The organism is Nocardia brasiliensis ATCC 700358 (assembly GCF_000250675.2).
GTDB classification, from domain to species: Bacteria; Actinomycetota; Actinomycetes; order Mycobacteriales; family Mycobacteriaceae; genus Nocardia; species Nocardia brasiliensis_B.
Genome location: NC_018681.1, coordinates 4243913 through 4266663 on the forward strand (window position 1 = coordinate 4243913; position 22751 = coordinate 4266663).

The following is a 22751-nucleotide window of genomic DNA, read 5'->3' on the forward strand; positions in this document are numbered from 1 at the left end:
GGGTGGTCAGGGGACGAGAAAGTCCGTGGCGATCTTGTCCGGGTCCAGGCGCAGCGACCGCTCGCCCATTGTCGATCGATCAGAGGTTCCCGTGGCGAAGATCGCCGACCAGTCCCGGTGATAGAGCGGATCGCCGTCCCAGGGCCGCCAGGCGATATGCGGTGTCAGCGCGACGCGGCCCTTGTCGATCCACGGCTGCAACAGCTCGGTGCGCTCGTCGGTCTCGACGTCGCTGGTGAGCCGCCCGGTGCCTGCGGCCAGCCAGCGCACCAGCGCGTCGGCGTCGACCGGTGCGGAGCGCGCGGGATTGATCAGATGCCCGTCGTCGCGCAGCAAACCGAACAGGGTGTCGTCGATGAAGTCGTCCAGTTCGGGAAGTCCGGGCAACGCGACGACCATCAGGTGCGCGAAGCGTTTCGGCAACCGGTCGAGCGGCACGGCCGCCCCGGTGCCGAGCGGTTGTGCGGCACCGGATCGCGGACGGATTATCGTCACCGCGGCACCGAGTCCGGCCAGAGTCTGCGCGACGGTGCGCCCGAAGGCGCCGTATCCCACGACGAGCGCCGCGCGCCGGTGGAACGGTTTGGGCATGTCCTCGAATGTGCCTGCGGCGCAGTGCAGCACCTGCTGAGTGATCACATACTCCGTGAGTGCCGGGGCATACGCTCTGGCGCTGCGCGTCACCAGATTGTCGCGCGCGAGGGCCGGAACGTGCGGGTAGGCGGGCGCGGAGGAGACCAGGTGCACCCAGCAATCCCGTGTCGCGGCGGCGGTTTCGGCCAGTTCCGCGGCGGTGAGGTCGTGTGCCGCGAGCGCGACCATGTTGTGTGCGAGCGGGGTTCCGGGCGGCACCGTTTCGACGCGCACCCGCGCATCGCGCAGCGGGCCCGCGATCGTGGCGGGATCGGTCGACGCGCCCAGGCAGTAGAGCGTCGACCGATCCACCGTGACGGGGCGCATCAGCGTCCGGCGGTCAACGCCAGTGGAACGCGGATATGCCCGTGCAGCACAACAGAATCCCGCCATTGGCGGCCCGGCAGCAACCGGGCCTCGGGGTAGGCGGAGAGGAAGCTGCCGACCGCCACCTGTCCCTGCACCTTCGCCAAGGACGCCCCCAGACAACGGTGTACGCCGGTGGAGAAGCTCATGCTGGTGCGCGCCGCCACATTGCCGACGTCGAGCCTGCCCGGGTTCGGGTACGCGCGAGTGTCATAATTGACGGCGCCGACCCAGATCAGCGCGCCGGTGCCGGGTGCGACGACCCGGTCGCCGACCTTGGTTTCCACCCGTGCGGTGCGGTGCGTCAGCTGGATGGGGGAGTCGTAACGCAACAGCTCCTCGAACCAGGGGTCGGTCAAACGGCCGTCCTCGAGCACCTCGCCGCCGAGACCGTGTTCGAGCACGGTGACAATCGAATTGGCGATGAAGCTGACCGTGGTCTCGAACCCTGCCGCGAACACGAAACCCACCAGGGTCAGCAACTCCGGGAAAGTCAGCTCACCGGCCAGGTGCATATGCACGCAGTCCTTGAGGAACCCGTCGCGGAGCTGGTCCGGGTCGGTGCGGCAGTCGAGCACGAAATCGGTGAACTTGCGGGCCACCGTCATGCCGCGCCGGTAATCCGGATAGGTGATCCCGACGTCGAGCAGTTTGGCCCCGTGCCCGCCCAGCGCGTCGAGCATGTCCTCGCCCAGGTCCGGAATGCCCAGGAAGTCGGAGATCACCCGGATGGGGATCTTGCGGGCGAAATCCGCGACCAGGTCGATCTGTTCGCGGCCCTCGAGTTCGGCGAGCACGGCGGCGGTGTGGCCGGTGATCACGTCGATGGAGGCCGTCACGGCGCGATGGGTGAACATCGGGAAGACCAGTTTGCGCAACCGGGTGTGCTCGGGCGGGTCCATGAAGACCAGGGCGGGAGCGTCGAGCGCGATCGGCACGGAACGCCGGGTCAGCCAGCGGTAGAGCCCCGCGGCGGGCGGAATCGCCACCGGCTGGTCGGCGGACCAGTCGGTGCTGCGCAGGATCTCTTCGCTCTCTTCGTATCCGGTGACCACCAGGCCCGCGGCGCTGTCGTGCACGCCGGCGTCCGCGCCGATCTTGGTGAGGATCGCCCGATAGGGATCACCCTTCTCCGGCGGGCGCAGGAAGAGCCGGCCCACGTCGTTGCCGTCGCCGAGCATCGAATCGGGCAGCAACCGCAGTGGGCCGTGCAGCAGAAACCAGCGAATCGGATCAGTGACCACCGAGCTCACGGAGGACAACGTCGACACCCCCTTGTCGTTGCATTGCGGCATAGAAGTTTTCGCGTTCGAAGCGGAACAGCGCGGCTTGCTTGTGCGGCAGGTCCACCTCGCCGAGTTCGTGGCCGTCCACCACCTTGCAGACGCCGCGGTCCAGCGCACGCACCAGTTGGTTGGCGGCGGACGGGTCGGAGATCACCCCGGTGCACTCCGGATAGGTCTCGAAGACACCGGCGATGAGCGCGACCCAGAACGGCAGCGCGTACCCGAAATAGTCGGGTTCGCCGATGCATCCGTGCATACCCATGTCGAGGTCCGGCGTGTCGTAATAGTCGGCGACCACGTCCAGCGCCGCCCGGTAGAGCTCGACGTAGCCGCCGCGCTGCCCGTGCTGCCCGACGAGGAACGGCCGAGTCTTGCTGTCGGAGAACTGGAATTCGATCTCGGCCTGCCAGCCGGCCCGATCCCAGTCCTTGTGCATGGCGAACTGCACGTGCGGTCGGGCCATCCACTGGACCACCTGGTCGATCTCCGCGGGGGTGTCCGGCGTGACCGGGGTCAGCTCCCACGGCGATGGCAGCGTCGGCACCTTCCATTCCTGAAAGGCGAAGTCGGTCAGCGGCTTCCCGCGGCGCCGGGACCGATCTATGGGTTGTCGCCTGCTTGCCACTGCTCACCCCTCATTCGCGACCGCCAGCAGTTCTAGTGCGGTCAGGACCGCGTCGGTGCGGCCGCTGAGCCGGGCCCGCCCGCCGAGGCGGATGTGATCGAACGTCGCGTCGACGGGCAGCGCGTCGATACGGTCGGCGCCCTCGATCGGCCTGCCGACGCGCCACAACCAGCCGCCCGAAGCGTCGGCGTCCACCTTCGGCTCGGACCAATCGAGTCCGGCCTGGATCCGCAGATTCAGCAGCTCGAGATCGATACCGGTGATGATCCTGGATTGGAACGGCACCTCGCCGCCGGACGCCCGCGCACACACCTCGCTGACCACCACATCGGCGAACGCCGGTCCGCTGGAGAGGTATTCGACGTGCGCGGTGAAGGTCCCGTCGAGTCCGAGTGCGGTGCAGGTGCGGATCGCGAGATCGGCCAGCCGGGCCTCGAGTTCGGGTGCGACCCGGGCCGAGCCGGAGGGCCCGCCCGTGGTCAGGTCGAGCAGCGAGCGGATGTAGAGCCCCGAGAACAGGTGCGTCACAGTGCCGTTCACCACGAGCACTTCCGAATGATATTGCGGTCCACCGAGCAACCGTTCGATCAGGCCGTCGCCGAGTGCGACCGGATCGACGGCGCCGAACGGTTCGATCCGGATGCCGCGCAGGTTGGCCTCCGCGGCCGGTTTGACGATGACGAGCTCGTCGTCGCCGAACCCGGTGAAAACGGCGGTCGTTTCGACGGCGCCCGCGGCCACGATCAGCGACTCGGGCACCGGGACGGCAGCGGCTTCCAGCGCGCGCCGCATCCGCCCCTTGTGCCGGTAGTTCTCCAGTGCGCCGGGTACCGGTGTCGGCAGGCCGCGTTCCCCGCACAGCTGCGCCGCGAGGCCCAGCAGGTATTCGTCGTTGGTCACGACGGCGCTCGTCTCGTCCGGGAGCAGCGACCGCCATTCGCCGATCTCGGCGATGTACTGCTCGCCGAGATCGTCCAGGGTCACTTCGGCATCGCGGACCAGCGGCACCTCGCCGGTCCGCAGGATCCGTAGCCGGGCGCCCGTCGCCGCTACGGCCGCTCCGAAGTCGGCCAGCCCTTCGCTGCCGAGCGATTGCTTCGCCTGCAGCAGGACCACCGTCGCGCGCTCACCTGATGACAACACGCCTCCATGCCTCTAGGTGCTGGTCGACGCGCTGGCAGCCCGTGACGACGGCTTCCGGATCGCGTGCCAGCGATATACGGATCAGGTCGGTGCCGAGATTCGGCTGCTCCCAGTAGAACAGCTCGCCGGGCAGCACGTGTACCCCGACCTCGCCCAGGTCGGTATACAGCGCGTTGGCGGCGACGCCCGCGGGCAGCCGGAACGTGTCGACCGAGATCCGCGAGTCCGGATAGGCGGGCGGCAGATTGATGTTGTCGCGGGCCAGGGCGCGGTTACGCTGGATGCCGTCGCGCAGTTGGTCGTAGCCGCCGTGCCTGCCGTCTTCGGCGAACAGTTCGACCACCCGCAGAATGAACGGCGAGGCCGAGAGCATGTGGTCGGAATACATCCTGGCCAGCGGCAGCGGGTTGCCCGCGTTCCAATTCAGGAACCCGGTCTTGAGTTCCTGCAGGGGCCAGAGCTTTCCGGTGTCCTCGATGATCACCCAGTCGAGCGCGAAGTCTCCGAGCACCGCGTACATGTCGTACTGCGCGCGCAGATCCTGTGCCCGGAAGCACGAATCGATGACGAGCACGGTACCGCGCTCGGCGCACGCGGCCGCGATATCGCGCAGCCGTTCCGCCGCGAGCACGGTGCCGGTCGGATTGTTCGGCGAGACGATGAACAGCACCCCGCCCGGCGGCGGTATGTCGTCGAGCGGGCCACTGGCAAGGGCGGTTTCGGCCACCGAGCGGATCCGCAGACCGTGGCCGGCCAGCAGGTCGTGCAGGTTGTCGAAGGTCGGCTCGACCATGGCCACCGGGCGACCGGCGAGGCGAATCGCCTTACCGATCATGTCGATGGCGGTGGAGGAGGAGTAGCAGCTGCGAAAGCTGATCTCCTCGTCGAGCGCGCTGTGCTGCCCGAGGGAGGACAGGAACGCGGCCCGCGCGCTCTTCTCGACCACGTCCACCGGCAGCTTGCGGGTGTGCGCGAAGACCTCCGGGAAGGCGGCGATGATCTCGGATTGGCTGGTGGACAGCGACATTCGAGGGTGCCCGTCGGACAGGTTGACACCGTCGACGAGCGCCCTGACCTCCAGGTCGGTGATGTTGTCAGGCATGCAGACGACCATCCTGTTGTATCCGGGTCCGCCGGGCGGCCGCGGCGAGCGCCATGATCTCGAAGATCACCGCGACGCCGAGATGTGCGGTGATGTCGGCGGAGTCGTAGGGCGGTGCGATCTCGACCAGCGAGACGGTCCGGATGTTCGGCAGCTCGAGTTCGCGCAGCAGTTGCAGCGCGAAGGCCGAGGAGGGGCCGCCGACCTCAGGAGTGCCGGTGCCGGGCGCGCACGACGGATCGACGAAATCGATGTCGAAGGTGAGGGCGACCGGGTTGTCGCCGACCTTGTCCCGCACGATCCGGCCGAGTTCCCGGCCGCCGAGCGCGAGCGCCTCGTCGCTGTGGATCACGGTGAACCCCATGCCATCCGGGGCCAGGTCCTCGCGCGGCACGCTGCCGCGCATGCCGATCTGCACGCTGGTCGTCGGATCGATCAGCCCTTCGTCGACCGCTCGGCGATAGACCGTGCCGTGGAAGTGCTCGACGCCGAAGTAGTTGTCCAGCACGTCCCGGTGGGCATCCAGCTGGACCAGCGAGAGCGGGCCGTGATGCCGTGCCGCCGTGCGCAGTTCGGCGATCGCCAGGCTGTGGTCGCCGCCCACCAAGATCGGCAGTGCGCCGATTTCGTGCACGGCGTCGACGCCTTGCTCGATCAGCTCGAGGGTTTGCAGGTGATACCCCGGAATGACGTGCACATCACCGCCATCGACGACGGAGAGCAGGTCGGTGATCACCAGATCGCGTTCCCGGCTGCCCAACCGGGCGAGCGTGCTCGCGGCCCGCACCGCCTCCGGACCGAATCGGGCGCCGCTGCGATAGCCCGTCGCGCCGTCGATCGGCACCCCCAGGATGACCGCGTCGACGCCGTCACCGGCGGTGAGTTCGCGCACGGGCCGATAGGGGAGCCGGAAGAAGGTGCGCGGGCCCGAGCTCAACCGGGAGACCGCCTGGCTGTCGGTGTAGTCAGTCATCGTTGGATTCCTTGGACCGCAACAGGAGTGCCGTTACGATCCCGGTTTCGTCGAGGCCGGGCGTGTCCACGTCCGCGGCCACCACCTCGAGCCCTTCGCTGTCGAACAGGCCGAGCCAATACTGCTTGGTCGCCAGGCGCTGGTCGGTGAACGGGTGCAGCAGGAAATAGTGGTTGTAGTAGTTCGTGCGGTGCGGGTCCTTCATCGACTCCGCGTTGTCCCAGCAGTAGTCGATGTCGATGACGAGCAGCTCCAGGCCGGGATTGTTGTCGAAGAGGGTCCGCAGGAACTTCCGCACGCCCGCTTCGCCCTCCTGCCCGAGGATCTCGTGGATGACGAAGCTGATGATGCCGAAGTCGTAGTGCGAGTCGGTGTGCTCGAGATGGCCGATCGCGTCCGCGTTCACGATGCCGATCCGGTCCGCGTGCAGCGAACCTGCGACGAATTCCACTGCGGCCGCGGCGCCTTCGGGGCTCGGCTCGATCCCGGTGAGCCGCATGTCCGGATACTTCTCGGCCAGCGTGGTCAGGAAGATGCCGCTGCCGCAACCCAGGTCGATGCCGCTGCGGTAGGTCTTCCCACGCTGATCGAGCACCCGGTACATCAGCGGGATCGCGTCGTGCACGCTGATCGCGCAGCTGCCGACCCCGACCATCCGGCCGTCCCGGGGCACCGCCGCCGGATCGGTGAAACCCCGGCCGATCTCGAGGAAGGTCCGCCCGTAGCCGCCGATCATCATCTGATACCAGCCGCGGGCCTCCCAGATCTGCACCAGCTTGTCGGTGGCGCGATCGTTCTCGGTGTATCCCGCGGTGCGCAGGAACAGTTGCAGCGCCTCGACCCGCTCCGGCGTCGTGACGACCGACTCCAGCGCTTTGCGGGCCGGGACACCGTTCACGACGATCTGTTCGAGAATGCCGTGCTCGATCAGGTTGTACAGCACAGCCGACTGCACGAATCCGCTGAACGGTTCCAGCGCTTCGATCAGGCGATTCCGGGTGAGCATGTGGTTGATACCTCTCTTGCGGTAGTTCTGCGCGGGTCAGCCAGCGGCGAGCCGATCGGGATCCCCGACGAACGCGAGTTCGTACTTGTTCTGCCGGTATCCGTAGGCCCCCGAGGACAAGTTGGTGAACAGCGTCCAATCGGAGAGCTGCGGCGCGACGGGCAACAGGCCCTGCCCGCTGGTCCGACCGGGTTTCGGACAGATGAGGTCCAATCCGGCGATCTGGGACAGCAGCGTCGCCGCGCCCTCGATGCGCTCGGTGAAGTTGCCGATGCCCTGCAGCAGCGTGGTGCGATCGGCGGCCCAGAAGCCGTAGCGCTCATCGAAAGTCGCGGATTCGAGGGCAGCGGCGAAATCCCGCTCGGTGCTCGTGGCGAACCGGCGCAGCTTCGCCAGCAGCACCGCGGGCTCCTTGGCCGAGGTCGGGCCGCCGTCCAGGACCCGCTGTGCGAGTTCGTGATACAGCTGCGCCTTCGCCGACATCCGCGCCAGCGCCTGCACCCAGGCGGGGTGGGTCATGCCGGTGCGGGCCCGGAACGTATTGCACTGCTCGACCGAGCCGTCGATGAACACGTTGGCGTTGGGCACGAAGGCGCGGTCGAGCTCGATGATCGCGTCCTGCTCGTCCAGCACGTCGATGGATTCGTCCGGAATCTCTTGTGCCCCACGGAAGCCCGGCCGAGCGTGCACCTTGACGCCGGCGCTGCCCGGCGCGATGGCGACGCACAGCGCGGTGGACGCCTCGCTCTGCGACAGCATGCGGTAGGGGTAGATCAGCAGCACGTCGGCGTACGGCGCGAGGGTGGCCAGCTGCTTGAAACCGCTCAGATAGATGCCGTCCGAATCCCGTGCCACGACCCGCAGCAGATGATCCTCGGAAATGCGCCCGCGTTCGGAGATATCGGAAATCGCATGGGTGAGGATCGAATTGGCCGCGCGGCACCCGCGATGGAACTCCTGCACGCGCTCGGCGTTTTTCCCGAAATGAGTGGCATTGGCGGCCCACGCGGAGACGATACCGGCCAGGAAATCGGGGCTGCGCCCGAGCAGTCCACCGCTGTAGGTGGCGAATCGGCGCAGTTGTCCGGCGTACTCGAAGAACTGATCTCGGGTCGTCGGCGGCGTCCAGATGCAGTCCCAGAACAATTTCAGTTCCGGATTGGTTCGTAGCCCGTCCAGGGTCTTTGCAAATGGCGTGCGATCGGTCGCCGCGGGCGCCGTCGAAATACTGTCGGTCGAGCAGGTGAGCTGCTGAGTTTCCAATGGATTTCCTTAGCCTGCAACCCGGATAACTACCGTTGACGTGGTGTCCGGGCAGATGAGTAACCTTGCGGCTATCTGTGCTGCGGCCCGAGCGGTGTGTATACCCCTATGAATCAGGTTGAATGCATAGAAACCCCCCGCTCTCGAGATGGACAACCTGTAGCATGCCTCGCTCGCGAGAGTGATGAAAACCCCCTGATCGGGGGGTTGCCGATATCGCCGAAACGACGAGAATGCCAGCCCGCCCGCGCGTGTAATAACTTCTGTCGCAACGCCTCTCATTCAACACCAGCTTGTCAGGAGTATGCGCCCGGCAGCGTTGCGAGGTGGGTGTGTCGGTGCTAGATTCGGGCCGACGGGGGCTGAGCTTTCCCTGATTCGGGTGTCCGGCGAAAGCTTGTGACAAATTCGGCCGGTAACCGACGCGCGCGGGCCTGGCCATGAACCCCGATGGTTGAAGGGCGGTATTGGTGGAGACGAATCGGGTGGGGGCCGGTGCCATCGATCGAGCGGCGATCGAAGAATGGCTGTCCGGAAAAATAGGCGAGATCGTCGGCGCGGATCCGGCGACGATCGATCGGACCACCACCTTCGCCGCATACGGGTTGACATCCTCGGACGCGGTCGGCCTCTCCGGCGAACTGGAGGAGTGGCTCGACCGCAAGCTCCCGGAAACCCTGCTCTACGAGCACCCGACGGTGGCGCAACTCGGTGCGGCGCTTGCCGAGACGAGCCCCACCCGGACGAGCACACCCGAACTGCCGGTGGCCGCCCGTGCTACCGGTGGACCACCCGTCGAGCAGGACACGATCTGCATCGCCGGGATGGCCTGCCGGTTCCCGGCCGGAGCGAACACACCACAGTTGTTCTGGCGCAATCTCGCCGACGGCGTCGACGCCGCGACGGACGTGCCGTCCGCGCGCTGGGACGCCCGGCGATACTTCGATCCCGACCCGTACGCGCCCGGAACGGCCTACACCACCCGCGGCGCGTTCGTCGACGACCTCGCCGGATTCGACGCGCAGTTCTTCGGTATCTCGCCGCGCGAGGCCCTGCGGATGGACCCGCAACAGCGGATGCTGCTGGAAACCGCCTGGGCGGCACTCGAAGACGCCGCGATCCCCGCGGACCGGATCCGGGAGAGCCGGACCGGTGTCTTCGTCGGCATGATGGCCGACAGCCGCTACGCGCACCTGCTGGTGGACCGCGGCGGTCCCGGCGAACTCGACGACCCCTATGTGGGGCTGGGCAGCGCCACCAGTGTGGTGGCGGGGCGGCTGTCCTATCTGCTCGATCTGCGCGGGCCGAGCATGGTGGTGGACACCGCGTGTTCGTCCTCGTTGGTCGCCTTGCACTTGGCGATCAACAGTATTCGCAACGGCGAATGCGATCGCGCCGTGGTCGCCGGGGTCAGCGCGATCGTGCACCCCGATACCTACCTGCAGGCGTGCAAGATGCGGATGCTCGCCGCGGACGGGCGCTGCAAGACGTTCGACGCCCGAGCCGACGGTTTCCTGCTCGGCGAAGGATGCGGTGCGGTCGTCGTCGAGCGACTGGCCGACGTCCGAGCACGCCGGCACCAGGCCCTCGCCCTGGTGCGCGGGTCGGCCGTGAACCAGGACGGCACGAGTAACGGATTGACCGCGCCGAACCGCGCCGCGCAGGTCGCGGTGATCCGGGCGGCGCACCGCAACGCCGGAATCGACGCCGGCAGTGTCGATTACGTCGAAGCGCACGGCTCGGGCACGCAGCTCGGCGACGCGATCGAGATCGCCGCGCTGACCGAGGTCTTCGGCACCGTGCGGGCCGGCGGGCGGCCGCTGTACGTCGGCGCGGTGAAGACCAACGTCGGCCACCTGACCGGCGCGGCCGGGATGGCGGGGCTGATCAAGACCGTGCTCGCGCTGCGCCGCCGGACCATCCCGCGGAATCTGCACCTGCGCGAACCGAATCCGGCGATCGACTGGGCGGCGAGCCCGGCTCGCCTGCCGCACGAGAACATTCCGTGGCCGGACGCGGACGAGCGCACCCCGACCGCCGGGGTCAGCTCGTTCGGCTGGTCGGGCACCAACGCCCACGTCGTCGTGTCCGCACCACCCGCGCCGGTGCGCGCGGACGACGATGCGCGCAGGCACATTCTGGCGCTGTCGGGGCGGTCGCCGCAGGCCGTGACCGGCACCGCGCATGCGCTGGCCGAGCACCTGCGCAGCCATCCGCGCCTGCACCCGGCCGACGTGTCGGCCACCCTCCAGACCGGCCGCTCGGTGCTGCCGTATCGGGCTGCCGTCCCGTTCGAGACGCTGCTCGAGGCGGCCGAGGCGCTCGACGAGGTCGGACGCCGTGTGCCGGTGACGGCGGTGCCGCACGGGCAGGCGCCGACGGTGCGCTTCGTATTGCCCGGTACCGGTGATCAATTCGCCGGGATGGGCCGCGACCTCTACCGTGCGGACCACGCCTTCCGCGCCGCGCTCGACCACTGCGCCGAGATCGCGGCCGTGCCCCTCGGTATGGACCTGCGGACGGTCCTGTACCCGGACTCGGCACCCGCGCCGGCGGATCCCTTTGCCGCCCTGCGTAACCGGGGCACGACCACGTCCCCGGCCGACGAACTGGTGTCCCGGACCGACCTCGCGCACGCGGCGGTGTTCGCATTGAGTTACGCCGCGGCGCGGCTCTGGCGCGGTCGCGGCATCGAGCCCACCGGTCTGCTCGGCTACAGCCTGGGCGAGTACACCGCCGCCTGCCTGGCCGGGGTGTTCGAGGTCGAAATCGCGCTGCCGCTGGTGGTGCGGCGTGCCCAGCTCGTCGCGGCCGCCGCACCCGGTGCCATGCTGACCGTGGCCATGGGTGAGCACCGGCTCGCGGACTACCTCGGGCCGGATTTGTCCTGCGCCGCGGTCAACAGTCCGAACACAGTCGTCGTGGCAGGTTCCGAGGCCGCCGTCGCCGCCCTCGCGCAACGCCTCGCGGCCGACGAGATCGCGGCGCTGCGCGTGCCGACCACCCGCGCTATGCATTCGCACCTGCTGGACCCGCTGCGCGCGGCACTGATCGAGCTATTCGACGGCATCGAGCTGCGTGCCCCGCGAATTCCGTTCGTGTCCAACGTGACCGGTACGTGGATCAGCGACGAACAGGCGCGCGACCCGCACTATTGGGCCGAGCATCTCTGCGCCACCGTGGTTTTCGATGAGGGGGTGCGCACATTGGCAGGCTCGGATCCGTGTGTGCTGGTGGATCTCGGGGCGGGCCAGCTCGCCAGCTTGGCCGCGCAGACCCTGGCGCACTCGGATGGCGCGGTGACCTTGCCGACGCTGCGCGCCGCATCGCTGCGCGAGCCGGACGACCAGGTGGTCGCCCGCACCCTTGGCCGATTGTGGGCGGCGGGGGTGGACGTGGACTGGTCCGAGGTCGGATCGGTGGGTGCGTCGGTCTCGTTGCCGACGTATTCCTTCCAGCATCAGCAGTTCTGGCCGGACGCGCGCGAGGCCCGCCCCGTCCACCAGCCTGTCCCGGCGGGTACCGAGACCATCGAGGTGCTGGAACCGCAGTGGGTCGGTACCCGAGTCGCCGGCGGTGTGAGCGAGCGCAGCGGTCCCTACCTGGTCTTCACCGACCCCGAGACGTGCGGCGCCGAGCTGGCCCGGCACCTCGTCAAGGCGCTCGGCGGCGCCGACGTGGTAACCGCTTCTCCCGGAACGGAATTCGCCACGACCACGGCGGGAGGATATCAGCTCCGGCCCGGTGCCGCCGATGACTACGCCCAGTTGCTGACGGCGCTGGCCGACCGGAACCTGCTACCCCGCACGGTGGTTCACCTGTGGTCGGTGCAGGGCTGGCAGGACGATCCGGTGTCCCTCGACGCTGTCGGCGCGCATCGGCGGCTCGGGTTCGACAGCCTGCTGGCGCTGGCCGGGCCCCTGAGCCGCCACTGCGCCGACGGCTGCCGGATCCTGGTCGTCACCGATCACGCGCAGACCTGCGACCCTGAAGACGAACTGTATCCGGGCAAGACCACCCTCGCCGGGCCCGCGCTCACCGTGGGACAGGAATATCCAGGCTTGGCGGTGCGGACGTTCGACGTCCTCACCCCGGTCGAGGACGTGTCCGCCGCGTGGAGCGAACTCGCCGAATCGGTGGTCGCCGAGCTGGATTGGCGCGGTTCGGCTGCCGTCGTGGCCCGGCGGGGGCGGCGCAGACTCGTTCGACGTCTGCATCCGCGCGCGCTCGGCGAGCCCGAATCCTACGTACGCGACGGCGGCGTCTACGTGATCACAGGTGGAACAGGAAGTATCGGTCTCCAGATGGCCGCCCATCTGGTGGCGGCGGGGTCCGGGCTCAAATTCGTGCTGCTCGCCCGGACTCCGTTGCCGAATCTCGACGATCCGGCGTCGCTGGCTGATGCGAGTGTGACGGCGCGCGAACGTGCCGTCGCGGTGCGCGAGCTGGTTCGCGCGGGTGCGCAGGTACTGGTGCAGCCCTGCGATATCGGTGACGGCGCGGCAGCGGTGGCCGCAATCGCGCTCGCCCGCAAGCGGTTCGGTCCGATCGACGGCGTGATCCACGCCGCGGGCGTGCTGACGCCGGACGCCTTCGCCACGATCGAGGAGACGACGCCGGAACTCATCGCGGCGCATTTCCGGGCCAAGGTGGACGGCACCCTCGCGCTGGCCCATGCGCTGCGCGACGAGCGACCCGACTTCGTCGTCCTGCTGTCCTCGATGTCGGCGGTGCTCGGCGGCATCGGCTTCACGGCCTACGCGGCGGCCAACGCCTTCCAGGACCAATTCGTGAACCTGCGCGGGCTGCCGGGTGGGTCCGCGTGGCGCACCGCATGCTGGGACACCTGGCAGGAGACCGTGCGGCACAGCGAAAAGCCGGGCATCGCAGCGTCATTGGACACTTATTCGTTCCCGCCCGCGGACGCGCTCGCGGTGTTCGACCGGCTGATCGCGGGTGGGCCGCGGCGCGCGGTCGTCGCCGCGGGGCAACTGCGCGAACGCCTCGAGTCGTGGGCGCACGCGGGCGATCCTTTCGATAGCGCCGCCGCGCCACCGGCGGCGGCACCGGATCACACGGTCGAGGACTACCGGCGCGAACTCGCCCGGTTGTGGCAGGCGGCCCTCGGGGTCGACCAGGTGGGCCTGCACGAGAACTTCTTCGAATCCGGCGGCAATTCGCTGGTCGGTTTGCAACTGATCAACACGATCAAGAAACAGTTCCGCGTCGTCGTCCCGACCGTCGCGTTGTTCGAGGCCCCCACGGTCGCCGAGATGGCCGACTACCTGCTCACCGCGACCTCGTCGGAAAGGAAGTCACGGACATGAAATCGCTCGGCGTCATCGGTGCGGGCGTGATGGGCAGCGGCCTCGCGCAAGACCTTGCGGCACACGGTTTTTCGGTGGTTCTGGTGGACCGCTCGCAGGAACAGCTCGACCGTGCGGCGGCGGAGGTGCTGCGGTACTACCGCACGGGTCGCCTGTTCGGCCACGACACCGAGAAATACGGCGACCTGACCCAGCGGGTGACCTACACGACCGATCTCGCCGATGTCGGCGCCGCGGAGTTCGTGATCGAGAACATCACCGAGAACTGGGCGTTGAAATCCGAGATCTATCCGCGGTTGGACCGGATCTGCCCGCCCGAAACGGTGTTCGCGGCGAATACGTCGTGCATTCCGATCACCAAGATCGCCGCGGCGACCACCCGGCCCGACCGGGTGCTGGGCATGCACTTCATGAATCCGGTGCCGATGAAGTCCACGGTGGAGGTGATCCGCGGCTGGCACACCTCGGAGTCCACCATCGCCACGGCGCGGGAACTGCTCGACGGGCTCGGCAAGCGCGGCATCGTCGTGAACGACATGCCGGGTTTCGTGTCCAATCGGGTGTTGATGCTGATGGTCAACGAGGCGATATTCCTGCTGCAGGACGGCGTGGCGGGCGCGGCCGAGGTCGACGAGATCTTCCGCTCCTGTTTCGGGCACGCCTCGGGTCCGCTGGAGACCGCGGATCTCATCGGTCTCGACACCATCCTCTACAGCATCGAAGGACTCCAGGAGTTCTACGGCGACAGCAAGTATCGGCCCTGTCCGCTGCTGAAGAAGATGGTCGACGCCGGACTGCACGGCCGTAAAACCGGTCAGGGCTTCTTCTCGTACTCCTGAGCGCAGCCTCCTTGCCCCCGCAACCGACAGGACCGCAGACATGTTCTCCGATGCCCGTTCCGAACTCCGCGCATTCGTCGCCAAGCGCTTTCCCGCCGGTGAGCTCCAGGACGACCGCGACATCTTCGAAAGCGGCTTCGTCAACTCGCTGTTCGCGATGGAGCTGGTCATGTTCATCGAACAGCAACTGGGCGAACGAATTCCGAACGACGAACTGATGCTGGACAATTTCCGCACGGTGGACCGGATGCTGGCGCTGGTCGGCCGGCTCGGCGGCCGGGATGCGGCGACCGAGGTGGCGTGATGAGGCTGCGGGCGGAGATCACCGCGTTCGTCGACGAGGTGGTGGCGCCGCGGGCCGCCGAGTTCGATCGCGCGGGCCGGATCGACGGGAAGATGGTGGGCGAGTTCGCCGCTCGTGGTCTGTGGGGCGCGGTGTTGCCGGAAGCCGACGGGGGCACCGGTGCGGGCATGACGGCGCTGGCCGAACTGCACGAGGAGATCGGCCGCGGCTGCGCGGCCATGCGCAGCCTGCTGACCGTGCACTCGATGGTGCTCTACGCACTGGACCGCTGGGGCAGCGAGGCCATGCGGCGCCGGTGGCGGGCCGATCTGGTCGCGGGGGCCGCGCTCGGCGCGTTCTGTCTCACCGAGCCGGACGCGGGCAGCGACTTCGCCGCGCTGCGAGCCACAGCTGTGCGCGCGGGCGAGGGGTGGGTGCTGGACGGGCACAAGCTCTGGGTCACCGGCGGCCAACTCGCCGACGTGCTGCTCGTTTTCGCCCGCACCGAGAAAGGTCCCGCGGCTTTCCTGGTGGACGCCGCCGAGTCCGGCGTGCGGCGCAGCCCGGTCGAGCACGTCACCGGCACGCGCGGCAGTCAGGTCGCCGAGATCGTCTTCGAGCACTGCCGGGTGGGGCCGGACGCGATGGTCGGACCCGAGGGGATGGGGCTCGCCATCGCCACCGGCGTCCTCGATATCGGCCGGTTCAGCGTGGCCGCCGGCTGTGTCGGTCTCCTGCAGGCCTGCCTGGAGGCCTGCGTGCGCTACGCGAGCACCCGTCGTCAGGGCGGTGCGCTGTTGCGCGAACACCAACTGGTGCAACAGATGATCTCCACCATCGCCACCGACACCAGGGCGGCGCGGTTGCTGGTGTGGCAGGCCGCCCGGCTGAAGGACGCGGGCAGTCCCGACACCATCATGGCGACCTGCATGGCCAAGCAGTTCGCCGCGACCGCGGCGGTGTCGGCCGCCAATAACGCGGTGCAGCTGCACGGCGCGCGTGGCTGCAGCGACGAGTATCCCGTCGCGCGGTATCTGCGCGACGCCAAGGTCATGGAGATCATCGAAGGCAGCACCCAGCTGCAACACGTCCTGATCGCCACCGACGCGTGCCTGAATCGGGCGCGGGTCGTCGCGATTGATTGATGCCGGCCGGATCTGCGCAGCGGGAAGGGGATTCGATGAACGTTGAGGAGCGCAAGCGCCCCCGTCAGATCAAATGCGTGGTCTGGGATCTCGACCACACGCTGTGGGACGGCGTACTGCTCGAGCAGGCCACCGTCACCGACTTGAAGCCCGGCGTCCGGGAGACCATCGCCACGCTGGACGAACGCGGAATACTGCATTCGATCGCCAGTCGCAACGATCCCGAACTCGCGCTCGCGAAACTGACCGAACTCGGGATCGCCGACTACTTCCTGCACCCGCAGATCGGCTGGGACAACAAATCGGCGTCGGTGGCCGCCATCGCGCAGCGACTCGATATCGGGATCGATACCCTCGCCTTCGTCGACGACCAGGCGATGGAACGCGACGAGGTCGCCTTCGCCCACCCCGAGGTGCTCTGCCTCGACGCCGAAGAGATTGCGTCCCTGGCGGATCGGCCGGAGTTCCAGCCGCGGCACGTGACCGCGGACTCGCGGCAGCGGCGGCACATGTACCGGGCGAGCATCGAACGTAGCGTCGCCGAGCAGCGCTTTCCGGGCACCAACGAGGAATTCCTCGCCACCCTCGGCATGCGGTTCCGGATCAGTCCGGCCGCCGCGGCGGACCTCGGCCGGGCCGAGGAACTCGTCGTGCGGACCAACCAGCTGAACTCCACCGGAATCATGTACTCGGCCGAGGAACTGGCCGCCTGTGCGACCTCCGACGAGTATCTGCTGCTGATGGCGGAACTGGAGGACTGCTACGGCAGCTATGGGCAGGTCGGCCTCGCGCTGGTGGCACGAGGAGCCCAGGACTGGCGGCTGAAGCTGTTGCTGATGTCGTGTCGCGTGATCTCCCGCGGTGTCGGAACGGTGCTGTTGCACCATGTGCTCCGGCTCGCGCAGGACCACGGTGCCCGACTGCTCGCCGAATACGTTGCCACGGAACGGAATCGCATCATGTACATCACCTATCGGTTCGCCGGGTTCACCGAGGCGGGCGAACACGACGGTGTCACGCTTCTGGCCGCGCCGACCGAACCGCCTCCGCCGCCACCGGCGTACCTCACGGTCGAGACTCCCGAAGCGGGGGTCCGCCGATGAGTGCGCCGACGATCGCCGCGGGTAAATGGATGCCGTATCCCGGGGCCGGTGGCGCGGCCGCCACGCTGTACTGCCTGCCGCACGCCGGCGCGGGCGCCTCGACCTACCTGCCGTGGCGTAAGCAGTTGCGTCCCGAGGTCGACGTGGTCCCGTTGCAACCGCCCGGCCGGGAACTGCGGCTGCGGGACCAGCCGTTCGATGACCTCGGGGCGCTGCTCGACGACCTGCTCGCGGTGCTGGACGGCGCGTGGCAGGAGCCGTTCGCGCTGTTCGGGCACAGCTTGGGCGCGCTCGTCGCCTACGAGCTGGCCCGGCGGCTCGCCGCCGGCGCGGGGCCGCGTCCGGTGCACCTGATCGTGTCCGGACGTCGTGCGCCGCACCATCCTTCGCGGTTGCCGTGGGTCCGCATGGCCTCCGACGCGACGCTGCTGGAGATCGTCTACCGGCTCGGCGGCACACCCGACGAGGTGCTCGCGGACGAGCAGATGCGCGCCCAGGTGCTCGCGCTGATGCGCGCCGATCTGGGTGTGGATCAGACCTACCACTATCGGCCGCACCCGCGGCTCGACGTGCCGATCACCGTGCTGAGCGGGAGCGCCGATTCGCACGTCACCATGGCCGAACTCGAGCCGTGGGCCGAATGCGGTTCGGCCGGAGTCGATATCCGGCTCGTGCCCGGCGGGCACTTCTTCCCGGTGACCCACCGCGACGCCGTGCTAAGGCGGGTGCGCCAGTGCCTGACGGGGTCGCCGTGATCGGCGGCACGGCCCCGCGCCGGACGATCGCGCCGGACGACGTCGAACTGTGGTGGACGGCGCTGACGGGGGAGTGCGCGCCGGACGATCGCCGCGTACTGTCCGCCGCGGAGCTCGAGCGCCGCACCCGCTTCGGCACGGTGGGTTTCGCGAACGATTTCGTGCGGATCCGGGCCACGCTGCGTCGCGTGCTCGCCGCTTATACCGGAATTGCCCCGGAAGCATTGGAATTCACCGCGGGAGTGCACGGCAAGCCGGAATTGCCCGGCCACGCACTGCAATTCAATCTCTCGCACACGGCCGACTGCGCTGTCGTCGCGATCGCCGGATCGGGCGCGGTCGGCGTCGATCTCGAATCGCTGGACGCGGACTTCGACCACGTGGCGCTCGCCGCGCGAGTGCTCACCCGCGGCGAGGCGGACCTGGTCCGGGCCGACCGGCGCCGGTTCCTGCACCACTGGGTGGCCAAGGAGAGCTACCTGAAATGGCTGGGCAGCGGGCTGACGATATCGCCCGATACCCTCGAACTCGGGGCGGATGCGTCCGGGCGCACGGTGGTCACGGGCGTCGACGGCGTCGAACTGCCGGTCGGCTACGTCCATCGCTTCGGTCTGAGCCCGCGCCACGTCGGCGCCTTCGTCAGTCACCGGCCCGCGCGGCGCTTTCCACTGCGGCCCGCCGAATCAGCTGGGGCCAGAGCAAATTTCGGTCGTCGTAGCGCAGGAGTGCAAGCATGACAACCTTCTTCCCGGTAGAGCCGGTCACCCTCGTGCAGATGCTGACCATGCGGGCCGCGGCCAGACCCGACGAGGTGCGGTTCCGCCATCTCGGCGACGGTGACGAGGTCAGCGCGGCAATGACTTTCGCGGATCTGGACCGGGCGGCCCGCGCGGTGGCGGTGCGGCTGGCCGAGGTCACCCGGCCGGGGGAGCGGGCCCTGCTGCTCTACGCGCCCGGGCTGGAATTCGTCGTCGCCTTCTACGGCTGCCTGTACGCCGGTGTGGTCGCGGTGCCGGTGGCGCCGCCGCAGCCGAACAAACTGGCCGACTCGCTGGCGCGGCTGGCGTCGATCACCGCCAACTCCGGGGCGCGGCTGCTGCTCACCAGCGCCGATATCGAACCGCTGCTGACACCGGTGCTGGCGCATACCAAGGGGTTCACCCAGTTGCGCACCGTGGTCACCGATCAGGTCGACCCGGTGACGGCCGACCGGTACCGTGATCCGGGCATCACCGCCGAAACCGTTGCGCACCTGCAGTACTCGTCCGGCTCGACCGGCGAGCCCAAAGGGGTCGTGCTCACCCACGGCAACGTGCTCGCCAATCTGCGACTGGTCACCGGGAAGATCGGCGCCGGAGTGGGCGTGGCGTGGCTGCCGACCTTCCACGACATGGGCCTGCTCAGCATGGTGACCTATCCGGTGTACAGCGATTCCTCTGTGATCAGCATGTCCCCCTTGGCTTTCGTGCAACGGCCGGCGCGCTGGATCGCGGCGATGTCGCGCTTCGGCGCCACCCACACGGTCGCCCCGAACTTCTCTTTCGCGCTCGCGGTGCGGCGGGTGTCGGCCCCGCAGGTCGGGAAGTACGACCTCGCGCCGCTGCGGGTGGCACTCTGCGGCGCGGAACCCGTCCGGGTGGACACGATGCTCGCCTTCGCCGAGCATTTCGGCGACGCGGGCTTCGACGCCGCCAGTCTGTTCCCGTGCTATGGCCTTGCCGAGGCGACACTGCTGGTGACCGGCGGCCCACGCGGCAGTGGCCTCACCACCGTCGAGGTCGACCCGACCGCACTGGCCAAGGGTCGGGTGGAACCGGTGCCGAGCGGCGGCCGCAGGTTGGTGGCCAGCGGTGAACTCAACGACGCCTACGAGTTCGTGCTCGCCGACCCCGATACGCTCATCCCGCTACCGGCCGGGCAGGTCGGCGAAATCTGTTTGCGCGGAGACAGTGTCGGCGTCCGGTACTGGGACGCGCCGGAAGCCACGAGCGAGACCTTCGGCGCGACCGTCCCCGGCCACGCCGGAAACTTCCTGCGCACCGGCGATCTCGGGTTCGTGCACGAGGGACAGCTCTACGTCACCGGCCGTCGTAAGGACCTCATCATCATCGACGGCTACAACCACTATCCCTCCGACCTCGAAGCCACCGCGATGGACAGCCATCCGGCCCTGCGGCCCGACCGCTGTGCCGCCTTTCAGCTGCTCGACCACGACGACCCCGAGTTGGTGCTGGTGGCCGAATTGAACCGCGATCATCCGGCCGACGCCGCCGCCAGGGCCGAGATAGCCGCCGCCGTGCGTACCGCGATCGGCGAACATCACGGCTTGCGCCTCACCGACGTGGTCCTGATCACCCCCGGCTCCATCCCGCTAACTTCGAGCGGCAAAGTCCGTCGCTACGCGGTCCGCGAGCAATACCGCGACAACGCCCTGTCCCCGCTGGCCTGAACCGGCCGAATACACACCGACATCCCCTGCTGGGCAAGGGATGTCGGCTGGTTGGGGCATCGAGCCGGGCGGCGCGGCAGCGGTCCTCCCTCCGCCGTCCGCGCGCCGCCGATCGCCCGACGCCGTCTCGGTGCCGGCCACTCGCACCGCAACCCCTCGATGCGGCGACGGAGCCGGCGACGCGCGCACGGTGGGGCGCGCTGGGCGTGTGGGTCGGGCCGCCCCCGCCGCGGTCCGACCCACAGGGGATGCGGTGCCGTGTTCATCCGGCCACCCGCGCTCGATCGACGGGAGCCGGTCGGCTCGCTCTACCGGTGCGGGTCAGCGCCGCCAGCACCAGGGCGGCGCAGACCGAGGTCAGGATGAACGTCTGGAAGACCTGCAGCGGGCCGGTCGCCGCCAACACCCAGCCGCCGAGGGTGGGCGCGGCCACCGCGCCGAGCCTGCCGACGCCGTTCGACCAACCGAGCGCGCTACCGCGCAGGTCGGCCGGATAGGCGTCTGCCACAGCGGCATTGATGAGATTCAAGGTCGAATGCGCGGCCGCACCGAGCACCGCGATGACGGCGAGCAGCAGCAGCCGGTCCGACAGCCCCGTGGCACAGGCCGCGATCATGGCCGCGGCGACGCACGCGCTCACACTCGCCACCGGGCGCGCGCCCCATCGCACGGCCGCCGCGGCGAGCGCGAACGATCCGATGACCGCGCCGCTGTTGAGCGTCAGCGAGAATTGCAGAGCCGACGTCATCGGATAGCGCAGCTCCCGCATCAGCGTGGTGATCCAGGTATTCAGCCCGTACCAGGTGAGCAATTCGGCGAACGCCGCCACCGCGAACAGGATCGTCATCGGTCCGCGTGGCGCGGTGAACAGTTCGCGTACCCGGCTCGGGCTGTGGGTGCGCGCGAATTCCCTGGACTCGGGCAGCAAGCCGATCGCGATGAGCAGGACCAGCGCGGAGCCGATCGCGCCGATCCAGCACAGCGGCCGCCAGCCGTGCTCGGACAGCAGGAGCAACCCGGCGAGCGCGGAGGTGATGCCGCCGATCGGGATACCGGCCATGAGCACGGTGACGGTCAGGCTGGTGCGGCCGGGCGCGGTGTACTCCTTGGCCAGCGCCAACGCGACCGCGGCTGCAGCGCCCATGCCGATCCCGGCGAGCAGTCGGAACGCGCCCAGCTGCGCCGCGGAGCCGGCCAGTGCGCAGGCCCCGGTCCAGCCGGTGAACCAGCCGACCGCGACCAGCAGGGGACGCCGCCGCCCGAACCGGTCGGCCAGCCTGCCGCCGGTGAGCGCCCCGGCGGTCATCCCGACGTAGACCATGCTGCCGACCGTGCCCGCGGTGGATTTGGTCATCCCCCAACCGTTTTCGTCGAGCAACGCAGGCAACATCGCGCCGTACATGATGAGGTCGTAACCCTCGGCGATGACGATGAGCGCACACAGCCCGATGACACCGGCCGCCGGGAGGCGGTCGCGGGCGGTCCCGCTGCCCGCGATCACGGCTGCGCTCCGTACGGTCCCGGCTCCCCGGTGCGCCGCCAGCTCGCGAGCTGGCCGCCCCACAGATTCACGCTGCGCGGCACCGGATCCCACTGCCGCGGAGAGTAGGTGGCGCGATCGTCGTGGAACTTCTCCATCTCCGCGGACAGTTCGACATGGTTGCCGGCGGGATCGTCCGCGAAGACGAACAGGTTGTTGCCGGGCCCGTGCCGGCCCGGACCCCAGACGACGTCCACCCCCTGCTCGGTGAGGCGGTCGCACCAGCGCTTGAAGTCGTCCCATTCGGCGAGGTCGAACGAGTAGTGGTCCAGGCAGGCCCGCTCGGCGGCGACGACCGCGAGGGTGTGATGGTCGCGGTTGCTGCGCAACCAGGCGAAGGTGCCGTCGGACAACTGATCCGATATCTGGAAACCGACTGTATGGCAATAGAATTCGATCATCGCCGGGACATCGGTACTGCCCAGGGCGAGATGCTGGAAGCGGATCGGCCGCTGCCCGGTATCGGCCCCGCGCTCACCGGTGCGGTGCACCGGTGCGTGGAAATGCACGATATTGCCTTCCGGATCGGTAGTGCCCAGACCGGTTGCGGTGCCGACCGATTCGTCCAGGAACAGCTCGTCCAGCGCGTCGACCGAGTGGCCCGCCGCCCGCAGTCGTTTGTCCAGCAGATCGAGTCCGCCGGGGTCGGCCACCTCGAAACCCAGATGGTCCAGCGCGGGCGCGCCGGGCAGCAGATCCAGCACGTGATGTCCGCAGCTCCAGCCCAGCCGCATCCCGCCGCCGGACAATTCGCCGTGCGGCACCAGGCCGAAGACCCGGCCGTAGAACTCGGCCACCGGGCCGACCTCGGGGACCCGCAGCCCGAGGTGCGACACTGCGGTACGGCGTAGCGCACCGCTGTGCTGAGATTCGTTGCGTGGCAACGATGTCGGGGCAGTCATGCGGTCCTTCG

At 68.7% G+C, this 22751-nt stretch carries 18 protein-coding genes; 8 read left to right on the plus strand and 10 right to left on the minus strand.

Translation table 11 applies throughout. From position 1 onward, the window contains the following. Positions 1-6: 6 nt before the first annotated feature. The 8 genes from O3I_RS42745 to O3I_RS19150 form a co-directional block, all read right to left on the minus strand. The gene (locus O3I_RS42745) at positions 7-960 is read right to left on the minus strand and encodes an NAD(P)-dependent oxidoreductase (RefSeq protein WP_014984604.1); all 954 of its coding nucleotides are present in this window, start codon (positions 958-960) and stop codon (positions 7-9) included. Continuing rightward, positions 960-2252 (minus strand): cytochrome P450, encoded by a 1293-nt coding sequence (locus tag O3I_RS19120; protein ID WP_014984605.1) that lies wholly within the window; start codon positions 2250-2252, stop codon positions 960-962. The genes O3I_RS42745 and O3I_RS19120 overlap by 1 nt, the downstream gene beginning before the upstream one ends. After that, positions 2233-2829, minus strand: coding sequence for a GNAT family N-acetyltransferase (locus O3I_RS19125; RefSeq protein ID WP_014984606.1), 597 nt, complete (start codon positions 2827-2829; stop codon positions 2233-2235). The genes O3I_RS19120 and O3I_RS19125 overlap by 20 nt, the downstream gene beginning before the upstream one ends. Before the next feature lie 84 nt (positions 2830-2913). Next, entirely contained in the window at positions 2914-4050 is a 1137-nt protein-coding gene (locus O3I_RS19130) for an ATP-grasp domain-containing protein (RefSeq protein ID WP_141691786.1), read from the minus strand. Next, positions 4037-5155 (minus strand): pyridoxal phosphate-dependent aminotransferase, encoded by a 1119-nt coding sequence (locus O3I_RS19135; RefSeq protein ID WP_014984608.1) that lies wholly within the window; start codon positions 5153-5155, stop codon positions 4037-4039. The genes O3I_RS19130 and O3I_RS19135 overlap by 14 nt, the downstream gene beginning before the upstream one ends. Beyond that, positions 5148-6128 carry an arginase family protein gene (locus O3I_RS19140; RefSeq protein ID WP_014984609.1) on the minus strand — a complete coding sequence of 327 codons (981 nt, stop codon included), beginning with the start codon at positions 6126-6128 and terminating at the stop codon, positions 5148-5150. Before O3I_RS19140 ends, O3I_RS19135 begins: the two co-directional genes overlap by 8 nt. Then, positions 6121-7134: a methyltransferase domain-containing protein gene (locus tag O3I_RS19145; RefSeq protein WP_014984610.1), complete on the minus strand. Its 1014-nt coding sequence runs from the start codon at positions 7132-7134 to the stop codon at positions 6121-6123. Before O3I_RS19145 ends, O3I_RS19140 begins: the two co-directional genes overlap by 8 nt. 36 nt (positions 7135-7170) lie before the next feature. After that, positions 7171-8397, minus strand: coding sequence for a 4-hydroxyphenylacetate 3-hydroxylase N-terminal domain-containing protein (locus O3I_RS19150; protein ID WP_014984611.1), 1227 nt, complete (start codon positions 8395-8397; stop codon positions 7171-7173). Positions 8398-8867: 470 nt separating this feature from the next. Between O3I_RS19150 and O3I_RS19155 the strand changes: the two genes are divergently transcribed. Genes O3I_RS19155 through O3I_RS19190 form a run of 8 tightly spaced genes read left to right on the plus strand, consistent with a single transcriptional unit; the run spans position 8868 to position 20298 of the window. Further along, positions 8868-13724 (plus strand): type I polyketide synthase, encoded by a 4857-nt coding sequence (locus tag O3I_RS19155; protein ID WP_167829154.1) that lies wholly within the window; start codon positions 8868-8870, stop codon positions 13722-13724. Beyond that, positions 13721-14563, plus strand: coding sequence for a 3-hydroxyacyl-CoA dehydrogenase family protein (locus O3I_RS19160; RefSeq protein ID WP_014984613.1), 843 nt, complete (start codon positions 13721-13723; stop codon positions 14561-14563). The genes O3I_RS19155 and O3I_RS19160 overlap by 4 nt, the downstream gene beginning before the upstream one ends. 40 nt (positions 14564-14603) lie before the next feature. After that, a complete protein-coding gene (locus O3I_RS19165) occupies positions 14604-14867 on the plus strand; it encodes an acyl carrier protein (RefSeq protein ID WP_014984614.1) in 264 nt (87 codons plus the stop codon). After that, positions 14867-15991, plus strand: a complete 1125-nt coding sequence (locus O3I_RS19170) for an acyl-CoA dehydrogenase family protein (RefSeq protein ID WP_014984615.1) — start codon at positions 14867-14869, stop codon at positions 15989-15991. Before O3I_RS19165 ends, O3I_RS19170 begins: the two co-directional genes overlap by 1 nt. A gap of 35 nt (positions 15992-16026) precedes the next feature. Further along, the gene (locus O3I_RS19175; protein ID WP_041564021.1) at positions 16027-17094 is read left to right on the plus strand and encodes an HAD-IIIC family phosphatase; all 1068 of its coding nucleotides are present in this window, start codon (positions 16027-16029) and stop codon (positions 17092-17094) included. Further along, entirely contained in the window at positions 17091-17849 is a 759-nt protein-coding gene (locus tag O3I_RS19180) for a thioesterase II family protein (protein WP_014984617.1), read from the plus strand. Before O3I_RS19175 ends, O3I_RS19180 begins: the two co-directional genes overlap by 4 nt. Then, positions 17828-18586 carry a 4'-phosphopantetheinyl transferase family protein gene (locus O3I_RS42750; RefSeq protein WP_014984618.1) on the plus strand — a complete coding sequence of 253 codons (759 nt, stop codon included), beginning with the start codon at positions 17828-17830 and terminating at the stop codon, positions 18584-18586. Before O3I_RS19180 ends, O3I_RS42750 begins: the two co-directional genes overlap by 22 nt. Further along, positions 18583-20298: a fatty acyl-AMP ligase gene (locus tag O3I_RS19190; protein ID WP_014984619.1), complete on the plus strand. Its 1716-nt coding sequence runs from the start codon at positions 18583-18585 to the stop codon at positions 20296-20298. The genes O3I_RS42750 and O3I_RS19190 overlap by 4 nt, the downstream gene beginning before the upstream one ends. Before the next feature lie 262 nt (positions 20299-20560). On the opposite strand, the gene O3I_RS19195 is transcribed toward O3I_RS19190, so the two are convergent. Together O3I_RS19195 and O3I_RS19200 are read right to left on the minus strand one after the other, a co-directional pair. Further along, on the minus strand, positions 20561-21799 hold the full coding sequence (locus O3I_RS19195; protein ID WP_014984620.1) for an MFS transporter: 1239 nt from the start codon (positions 21797-21799) through the stop codon (positions 20561-20563). Beyond that, positions 21796-22740: a VOC family protein gene (locus O3I_RS19200; protein ID WP_051066980.1), complete on the minus strand. Its 945-nt coding sequence runs from the start codon at positions 22738-22740 to the stop codon at positions 21796-21798. The genes O3I_RS19195 and O3I_RS19200 overlap by 4 nt, the downstream gene beginning before the upstream one ends. Between the last annotated feature and the right edge of the window lie 11 nt (positions 22741-22751).